Annotated in this window: 5 protein-coding genes; 3 read left to right on the forward strand and 2 right to left on the reverse strand. The window is 69.8% G+C overall.

The features are described from left to right. The first annotated feature begins 827 nt into the window (after window positions 1-827). On the forward strand, window positions 828-1436 hold the full coding sequence (locus AB0K14_RS40000) for a hypothetical protein (RefSeq protein ID WP_360466586.1): 609 nt from the start codon (window positions 828-830) through the stop codon (window positions 1434-1436). 1285 nt (window positions 1437-2721) lie between these two features. Here AB0K14_RS40000 and AB0K14_RS40005 read toward each other — a convergent pair. Then, the gene (locus tag AB0K14_RS40005; RefSeq protein ID WP_360466583.1) at window positions 2722-4965 is read right to left on the reverse strand and encodes a tetratricopeptide repeat protein; all 2244 of its coding nucleotides are present in this window, start codon (window positions 4963-4965) and stop codon (window positions 2722-2724) included. A gap of 32 nt (window positions 4966-4997) precedes the next feature. Between AB0K14_RS40005 and AB0K14_RS40010 the strand changes: the two genes are divergently transcribed. Then, complete coding sequence (locus AB0K14_RS40010; RefSeq protein ID WP_360466580.1) at window positions 4998-6296, forward strand: hypothetical protein; 1299 nt, start codon at window positions 4998-5000, stop codon at window positions 6294-6296. Between the two features lie 132 nt (window positions 6297-6428). On the opposite strand, the gene AB0K14_RS40015 is transcribed toward AB0K14_RS40010, so the two are convergent. Further along, window positions 6429-6713 (reverse strand): hypothetical protein, encoded by a 285-nt coding sequence (locus tag AB0K14_RS40015; protein WP_360466578.1) that lies wholly within the window; start codon window positions 6711-6713, stop codon window positions 6429-6431. Window positions 6714-6985: 272 nt separating this feature from the next. On the opposite strand from AB0K14_RS40015, the gene AB0K14_RS40020 reads away from it, so the two are divergent. After that, window positions 6986-7922: VCBS repeat-containing protein (locus tag AB0K14_RS40020; RefSeq protein ID WP_364340488.1), on the forward strand; the 937-nt coding region annotated here is incomplete at its 3' end.

Below are 7922 nucleotides of genomic sequence, written 5' to 3' on the forward strand. Positions count from 1 at the left end.
AGCTACCGCACTCCGCACGAAGTCCGTGTCGGCTATCGTCAAGGTCTCGCCCTCGTGGCATGAAATCCGGTGTCCGGTCTTCGGGGACAACCTCACAAGAGGGACTCAGGTCACAACCTGTCGTTGTCGTAGTAACAGTCACTGAACCCTTGTCATCGAGCCCGAACGCCCGCGCACACTACGAGGCCGCGTGTGGTTCCCGCACAACGTTTGGCGCTGATCGCGCCGACCGGCCTGGCAGGGCCGCCGGGTGACTGGGCCGACAGGTTGAACAGGGCTCACTGGAACGGCACTTCTGATGGTGGTTGGTCTGGGCTGCCGTGATCACCGCCCCCGCCAACTGGCCCCGAACACCGCCAACCAGCTCCGAACAAGACAAACCCCAAGGTGGATGTCCGTTCCGGATGATGGTGGCGGAGGCGCGACCGCCTGACCTGCGGTCTGCCAAGTAGGGGCGAACACCCGACAGCCCAGTTTGTTCGGACCTGCCTGTCGGATTCGGCGGCGAGAGCCGCACCACGCAAGTGATGAGCGGCGGAAAGGCAGTCCGCGAGGGCGACGCGACTCCGCAAAGGGCGGGTTCCGATCGCCCCGGACTGGTCCGATGGGGGTGCGGGGTGGGCCGATCGCGTGAAGTCCTCTTCAGGGCGAGGGTCGATCTGGGTACCGTGACCGTCCCGAGCGCTCATCGGACGGCCAACCACGGAACCGCAACTCGATCGGGCCGCTACGACGAACACTCAACCCACGAGGAAGCGCCGGATGTCGCGGTGGGGATTCCCGGCGGCACCACTGCGGTGTTCGGAGGCGGAATGGAACCGCTGCTCATGAATCGCACTCGTCCGGCCGCGCTCGCCGCGGCCAGGTCCTCAGCCCTCGTCCGCGGCCGCCGACTGGCGGCGTTCATGACCAGTTGCGTGCTGGTGTGCGCGACGGTCACGGGCACCGCGCAGGCCGCCCACGCCCAGGACGACACGCCCTTGGTGGTCTGCCCCGGCCAGGTCGAGCAGACCATCGACCCCGGTCTGACGGTGCTGCCGCGTCTCAACACGGTCAGGGTGAACGGGAGGTTCGGTCCCTGCGTGAACCAGATCATCGATCCCGACCGCGCCTTCGGCGACTACACCGCGAGCGCGTCCGGGTTGGTCAGTTGCACCGTCAACGCCCCGATCACCAACGCGGCAGGCACCGTGAAGTGGGAGGACGAGGACGGTCACCACACGGGCACGTCGCACTTCACCGGGGGCATCACGCTGAGCCAGCGGCCTCTCGGCGAGAACGTCGGGATCGTGGTGGCCACCGTCAACTCCGGTGACTTCGCCGGTCGCACGCTGGTGCTCATCAGCGCCCGCCTGACCATCAACCCGCTCCAGTGCCTGACCGAGGGGGTCCGGCGCGTCGCCGGTCCTGGCGCGCTCGAAGTCCTGCCCGTCTAAGCACCTGGGCGGAAGTCGTGTCGTAACGCACCGGTGCTGATGTCCTAGTGAACGTGAAGGGCCTCGTCGCGGTTGGATCGGGTTACCACACTCAACCGACCACGACGAGGCCACGACCAGTACGCGCCCCGTGCATGTCCATGCCGCCCTGACCCCTGTCCAGCACCGGGACCTGGTCACCGCCTCGCCACCTTGCTTCGAACTCCGCCACTGCCTCCGTCAACTACCCCCGAACACCGCCATCTTCGTCCGAACAGAACAACTGTCCGTTCCGCTTGAACCTTGCGGAGCGCGAGCCTGTTGACCTGCTGTTCGAAGGCTGGGTCCGGTCAACTGCGTGCTGGGTCGTTCGGCCTAGTTTCCGGATCGTGGGCTGGGTCAGCCGCCGGGGAAGTCGGGGTGGCCGCGGTAGGAGTGCCGGAGGCTGATGCGGTCGGCCCAGGGCAGGGGCTCGGTGGCGGTGTCGAGCACGGACGCGCCGCGTGCCGCCGCTGACCGAGAAAGGGTTCTGTCCCAGGTTATGAGCGACCACGGCTTGACCCGTAGTGCGGTCTTCCCGTGGCTCTTGGCGGTGCGCCAGTCGCGGTCACGTCGAGAACGCGAAGCAGCCGAACTGTGGCAGTGGCACCGGGGGCTGAGGCAGGGCCCCGGTGCGCTGTTTGATCGTCCGGTTCAGCAGTGGTGCCAAGCACCCCAGCTCGAGTGCAGCGCACGGCACCACGCGGCACCGTCCCGGCCGTACGACCAGATCTCGAGGTCGTAGGGGTACCGCGCGTCGTAGATGGGGCGATTGCCGGGCGTGGTGTTGGTCGACGTCGTGCTCGGCGGCCGCGGGTCTCGACCGTCTCGGCTGTTGTGCCCGAGTGCGTGGTTGCGGCGGCCGGCTACGTGGTCGGCGGGGCTGGACTACGTGTTCCGGGTGGGCCGGCTACGTGGTGCCGGTCGACGTCCTCGGCGCCCGTACCGCGGCTCGTGCGCCCGCGCGCACGGCGGCCGCGCCGTGTTAGCCGCCGCCGCGGCCGCCTCGGGCTCGGCGGCCGCGTGGTCGACGGCGTCCTGGTCGTCGTCCTCGGTGGCCGTGCTGCTTGTGGGCGTGGTGGTCGGTGGGGGAGTGGGGCTGGTGCCCGCACCGGTGCGCCGCCTCGGTCGCGTCGGCCTCGTGCGCCTCGGTGGGCGCGGTGGTTGTCGACGTCGTGGTGTTCGACGGGCTGTCCATCCTCGGCGGCCGCGGTGGTGGTCGACGGCGGCTGCGCCACGCACCTCGGCCACCTGCGCAAGGTAGGCGTCACTGCCTGTCAGCGTCGGTGTGGCCGGTGTCGTCGAGGGCGTCGAGTTGGCGTTGGACGCGTTCGGCGTCGGCGTCGCGGCCTTGGTCCCGGTAGAGCTCCAGCGCCTCCTGCCACACCCTGCGGGCCCGTTCGTGGTATCCGAGTACGGCAAGCGGGTGGCCCTTGCTGTCGAGGGCGTTGGCGACCTCGTAGCTGTGGCCGAGGGTTCGGTACAGGGTGAGGGCCTGGTGGTAGTAGTCGACGGCCTGGTGGTGGTCACCGGCTCGGTGGTCGATGAGCCCAAGGCTGTCCAGGGTGGCAGCCTCGCCGTCGGTGTTGTGGTGATGTCGGTGCAGGATGAGGGCGGCGTTGCAGTGGTCGCGGGCGGTGTCGAATTCGCCCAGGCGCGCGGCGAACCAACCCACCGAGTTAAGCGCGTAGGCTTCTCGCTTGGGCTTGTTGAGGACGCGGTAGAGGTCGAGGGCACGTCGAGCGTGGTCCAGTGCCTGCCGATCGTCGCCCCGTTGTTCCCAGGAGCTTGAGAACACCTCGTGAGTCTGCGCCTGTTCGGCGAGGTCCCGGTGGCGCACGGCCGACACCAATGCTTGGTTCAAGTGTTCAGCGGCCTCTTCGTGCAAGCGCAACCGGATGTAAGCGTTGCCTAAGAGCCGGTGGGCGCGGCTGCGGGTCGCGGAGTCGGGCAGGTGGGTGGAGGCGTCCAGGGCGGCCCGCCACGCCGCCAGCGCGTCGCGCCGGTGTCCTCGCCGGATATGGAAGACGTCCAGGGTCCAGGCCAGGTGCCAGACGACATGGTGGCGGCCGAGGGCGGCGGCGGCGCGCTGGTTGGCCAGCAGGGTGGTGTGCTCGGCCTCCAGCCAGGCCGTGGCGACCGCAGCGTCGGACAGTGGGTGTGGGTGCACGCCGGGTGCGGGAGGCTCGGGATTCAGGATCGGCCTGTGGGGCGCCAGAAGTCGGTCGGCGGCGTGGGCGGTGTGCAGGTGGAAGTCCACCACCCGGGTCAGGGCCGCTTCCCGCGCGTGCTCGGGCAAGGTGGTGTGGGCGGTGTCCGTGGCGTAGCGGCGGACCAGGTCGTGCATGGCGTAGCGGCCGCCCGGCCGTCGTTCCAGCAGCGAGGCGTTCTCCAGCCCGCTCAGCGTTCTGCGGGCGGTGCTGTCGGGTAGGTCGGTGAGGGCGGCGGTGGCGGGCGGGGTGGTGTCCGGGCCGGGGGCGATGCCCAGCAGCGCGAACACGGTGCGTTGCTGGTCGGTGAGGTGGTGCAGGGACCAGGACAGCACGGTGGGCAGGCTGGCGGCCGGGTCGGTGTCGTGGTCGAGCGCCTCCAGGCCGAGGTCGCGCAGTTCGGCGGCGGTCTCGGCCAACGCGACGTCGGGGTGGGGCTCGGCGGTGCGCGCGGTGATCGACAATGCCAGCGGGTGGCCCCCGCACAGCCCGATCAGCTCGTCCACGGCCTCGGGTTCGGCAGCGATACGGTCGGCGCCCAGGCGGGCGGCCAGCAGGCCGCGGGCCTCCTCCGGGGACAGGACGTTCAGCGGCAGGTGTCGGGCGCCGTGCCGGTCGATCAGCGAGGCCAGCCGGTGACGGCCGGTGACCAATACCGTGCAGCTCGGCGAGCCGGGCAGCAGGGGTGCGACCTGCTCGCTGGTGGCGGCGTTGTCCAGCATGATGAGCATCCGCCGCCCGGCGACCAGGCTGCGGTAGAGCGCGGCCTGGGCGTCGAGGTCGGTGGGGATGCGGTTCGCCTCGACGCCCAGGGCGTCGAGGAACCCGCGCACCGCCACCGCCGGCTGCACCGACTCGCCGGTGGGACTGAACCCGCGCAGGTCCACGAACAGCTGCCCGTCGGGGAACCGCTCCAGCCGGCGGTGCGCCCAGGCCAGCGCCAGCCAGGTCTTGCCGATGCCCCCGACACCGCCGATCGCGGACACCAGCACCGTCGCCCCCGTGTCCGCCGGGTCGGCGGGCGCTGTGGTGGCGGTCAGCACGCGGTCCAGCCGGGCCAGCTCCGCGCTCCGCCCGGCGAACAAGGCCGGCGCGGCGGGCAACTGCCGCGGCACCACCGGCGCGGGCGGCAGCGGCGCGGCGTGCAGCGTCACGTCGCCGTGCACTCCACCGGCCTGCACCACCACGCCCACGGTCCCCGACACCGTGTTGCGGACCTGCGCCGGGCCGTCGTCACCCGCGTCGGGCGGCGGATCCTGCGACGCGGGGTCGTCGGGCTGCCGCAGCTCGGGCGTCACCACCGCGGGCCACCTCCCGGTCCGATCGCCAGCCGATGGCGCACAGCGTGGCACCGCCCCGCCGCTGGCAGGCGGTGGTTCACAGGCTGAGGCACGAGCCCGGCGGGGCGCTGGCACAGGCATTGCGCACCCCACTGATGGTCGACCTGGCCCGAACCGCGTACAAGAACCCGGGGAGCCACCCCGGCGAACTCTGCGACACCATCAGGTTCCCCGACCGGGCGTCGGTCGAACGACACCTTCTCGACGCGTACCTCCCCGCCGTCTACGCCCGCAACCCGGCGCCACCCGACCGCCCGACCCGGTTGCGCGACTACGACCCCGTGCGGGCACGGCACTGGCTTGCCTTCCTCGCCCGCCACCTGGAACGACAGGGCACCTACGACTTGGCCTGGTGGCGACTCGACCGTGCGGTGCCGAGTCAAGTCGTCGGCCTGTACCTGGGGTTACTGCCCGCGGTGCTGTTCGCGCTCACCGGTTGGCTGGCCGCCGGGCCCACGATCGGGGCCGTCTACGCCGTCTCGTTCGGGGCCGCGGGCTTCGTCACCCACCGGGCGATGCGCCGACCGGGCCCCCTGCGCGTGGAGGCCCGGTTCGCGGGCACCGCGTTCGGCTTCGCCCGCCGGTTCGCCATCGGTGCGGTGATCGGCGTCTGCCTCGGACTCGGCTGGTCTCTCCCGGCATGGGTGTCCGGCCTGCTCGCGGTGGTGTTCGGCCTGGCCGTGGGAGTGCACGTCTGGCTCGACACCCCGCTGGACGCGAACCGCGTCTCAAGCCCGGCGACGGTGCTGCGCGACGACCGCACGGCGACGCTCGCGTTGACCGCGTCATTCGCGGTGTCGCTGGGCCTGTTCTACACCTTGGCGCTCATGCTCACCCCGGACGACCCCACGACCGAGATCCTGGACGGCCGCTTCGACGTCGTCCACGGCGTGGCCGGCGGAGTGGCCGCGGGCCTGCTGGGCAGGTTCCTCGTCCGCAACCCGGGCGGCGGCGCCTACGCGGTGGCGGGCACGATCATCGGCGGCCAGGTCTTCCAGTTCACCCAAAGTGTTGTTCAAGCGTGCGTGGCAGGAGGGCTGTTCGGCCTCTCGGTGGGCCTCAGCGTGTGCTTGGCCCGTGCCTGGGGCGCCCTCGGCCCGACCATCGTCTGGCTGGCCTCCCGGGGCCGCGTCCCATGGGATCTGGTCACGTTCCTGGACGACGCCCACCACCGCGGCGTGCTGCGCCAGGTCGGGGCGGTCTACCAGTTCCGGCACGCCCGCCTCCAGGAGCGCCTCGCTGAACCTGATCGCGTATGCCCAGGTCAAGCACGCGCGAACGGCGGAAGATGACGGCGCGAGGACGGAACGATGACAGCCCTCGGCGACAGTGGTGACCGGTCCGGAGGGGACTGATCCATCGAAAGCCATCCCAGGAGTTTGAATGTCAAGCCGCAGCCGAGTTGACGTGATGCGACCAGGCGGTCATCTCGTCGTAGTGGGTGCCGGTCTTGAGGCAGCCGTGCAGGATGCCGACGAATCGGTTGGCGAGTTGGCGCAGGGCGGCGTTGTGGCCGCTGCCGCGGGCTCGCCGCCGGTCGTAGTAGGCGCGTGCTCCGGGCGATCGGTCTCGATCCCGACCAGCACCTCCACGTCCTCGTCGGCGACGTCGCCGACCAACTCACCGACCATCGCGTGCAGCCGGGCCATCCCGGCCACGCCCTCGGGCGGGCGGGCCTTGGCCAGCCGCAGGCCGGAGCCGTCCACCACCTCCACATCGTGATGCCTCTCAGCCCAGTCGTCTCCTGCGAACAGTCGCAACGGTCCTCCCGTTCCCGGTGCTGATCACCCATAGCAACTGCAACGACGTTTCCAGCGGCACGTGGAACCTGTCCGCGGATGTCGTCGGTGGTCCTTGCTACGTCGTCATCTGCATCGCAGACGACGCCGATTACTACGTCATCTGTGAGCAGTACAACCGGCCCTGACCAATCGCGGCGGTAAGTGGTCACACTTCTGCGAAACGGCGGGTACTGGAACCGATGTATTCACCCGATGGACGCGACCGGCCGAGTAGTGATTTACGGTTCGTCGCCGAAGGGATCAGTCAATTTGGTGATCTATTGTCGACCGGACTCGAACTTAACGAATCTTCAGGGGGTACACGCATGAGGAAGTCAATTCGCAGGACATTGGTGGGAGCGGGAGTCGCTCTGACGCTCGCCCTTCCACTCGCTCCAGGGGTGGCGGGCGCACAGGCCGTGGACGCTGTCCCGGTCACGACCGCCTCGTCGATCGGCGGGCCGATCACTCGCACCGAGGTGCTGGCCCGCGCGACCGACTGGTACAACCGCCGCAACAATTCCGACATGACCTACAGCCAGGTCGCCAAGACGTGGGACGTCGGTCGCACCCGCCAGTACCGACGCGACTGCTCTGGCTACGTCGGCATGGCCTGGCACCTCGGATCCGACCCGAACACCGACGGACTCGACGACCCGGGCCTGACCGTGGCGATCAACCGGTCCGACCTGCGGCCCGGTGACCTGCTCAACGACCGCGTCAACGACGACGGTGGCCGCTACCCGTACCACGCGATCCTCTTCGGCGGCTGGGAGAACAGCACCAAGACCCGCTTCTGGTACTACAGCTTCGGCTCCACGCCGCTGGACAAGGTGACCGGCGCGTCGTTCAGCCAGTCCACGCTGTCCGGGCACCCGACCTCGCACTACCGCGCCCTGCGCTACCGCAAGATCGTCGAGGAGATCGACCTCGAGCGAGTGTCCGACTTCAGTGGCGACGGTCATTCCGATGTACTGGGAGTGGCTGCGGACGGCAAGCTTCTCTACTACCCGAACAACAACCTCGCCCTCTCCTCGCCGCGGGAGATCGGGCACGGCTGGGGCACCTTCAAGCACGTCATGGCCGCGGACTTCAGTGGTGACGGCGCTGCAGATGTTCTCGGTGTCACCGCCGAAC

Origin of the sequence: Actinosynnema sp. NPDC050801, from assembly GCF_040673975.1 — a bacterium.
GTDB lineage: Bacteria > Actinomycetota > Actinomycetes > Mycobacteriales > Pseudonocardiaceae > Actinosynnema.

Coding starts and splice junctions, on each gene's coding strand:
- AB0K14_RS40000 (WP_360466586.1), top strand. CDS start 828: ATGAATCGCACTCGTCCGGCCGCGCTCGCCGCGGCCAGGTCCTCAGCC.
- AB0K14_RS40010 (WP_360466580.1), top strand. CDS start 4,998: ATGGCGCACAGCGTGGCACCGCCCCGCCGCTGGCAGGCGGTGGTTCAC.